This is a genomic window from Mesorhizobium sp. M7A.F.Ca.US.007.01.2.1 (assembly GCF_003998165.1).
Lineage (GTDB): Bacteria > Pseudomonadota > Alphaproteobacteria > Rhizobiales > Rhizobiaceae > Mesorhizobium > Mesorhizobium ciceri.
On the sequence record NZ_RZQP01000485.1, the window covers coordinates 1 to 1167 of the forward strand.

The following is a 1167-nucleotide window of genomic DNA, read 5'->3' on the forward strand; positions in this document are numbered from 1 at the left end:
CCCCCATCGCCGGTCTCGTCGTCGGCCTGATCGGCGCCATCGTTTTTGCCACGGCGGAACGGTTCGGCCTTGCCATGGGGCCGGCCGCCGCACTTGCCCTTGTGGCAACCCTGCTCACCACCGGCTGCCTGCATGAGGACGGCCTGTCCGACGTCGCCGACGGTTTTGGCGGCGGCAAATCGCGCGGCCGCAAACTTGAGATCATGCGCGACAGCCGCATCGGCGCCTATGGCGCGGCGGCGCTGGCTCTGTCGCTGCTGATCCGCTGGAGCGCGCTGTCGGAGTTCGTCGATCCCACACAGGCCCTGTTTGCCCTCCTGGCCGCACACGCGGCCTCGCGCGGCCTGCTTGGCGCCTTCATGCATCTCTTGCCTCCAGCGCGCGTCAACGGCCTCTCGGTCGACGCCGGCACCGTCTCGCAGGAAACCGCCATAGCCGGCGCCTTGCTCGGCGCGATCCCGCTTCTCCTGCTCGGGCTGGGCGGCGCCGTCTTCGCGCTGATCCTGCTTGGCCTGCTGTTTGCCGCATTCCGCGCCCTTTGCTTCAACCAGATCGAGGGCCAGACCGGCGACACGATCGGCGCGTTGCAGCAGGCAAGCGAGATCGCGGTGCTGCTCGTCGCTTCCGTAGCGCTTTCCTGATCCCTTTGGCCTGATCCCCATGGCCTGATTCCTTTTCGGAGACTTTGCCCCCATGTCCTTCAAGTCCCTACGTGAATTGCGCGCCGCCTGCCTCGACCTGCCGGCTGGCAGCGATGCCGCGGCCAATGCGGTCGCACGCCGCCAGGACAAGCTGACCAAGCCGCAAGGCAGCCTCGGCCGGCTCGAGACCATCGCCGCGTGGCTGGCGCGCTGGCAGGGCCGCGACATGCCGAAACTCGACCGCGTCAAGGTTTTCGTCTTCGCCGGCAACCACGGCGTCACCGCGCAAGGTGTGTCGGCCTATCCCTCGGAAGTCACCGTGCAGATGGTGGCGAATTTCGCTGGCGGCGGTGCCGCCATCAACCAGCTTGCCCGCATGGCCGGCGCCGAACTCGACGTCATCCCGCTCGATCTCGACCATCCGACCGGCGACTTCACCCAAGGTCCGGCAATGGACGAAGCGCCCTTTCTGGCGGCGGTCTCGGCCGGCTATGATGCGGTGACGAAGGATCTTGACCTTATCTGC

The 1167-nt window shown here is 67.3% G+C and carries 2 protein-coding genes; both read left to right on the forward strand.

Annotated features, from left to right (window positions below):
• Positions 1–641 (forward strand): adenosylcobinamide-GDP ribazoletransferase (locus EN949_RS35350; RefSeq protein ID WP_127371990.1); only part of this gene is annotated, 641 nt, incomplete at its 5' end.
• Between the two features lie 52 nt (positions 642–693).
• On the forward strand, positions 694–1167 hold a 474-nt coding region (locus tag EN949_RS35355; RefSeq protein ID WP_206535014.1), incomplete at its 3' end, for a nicotinate-nucleotide--dimethylbenzimidazole phosphoribosyltransferase.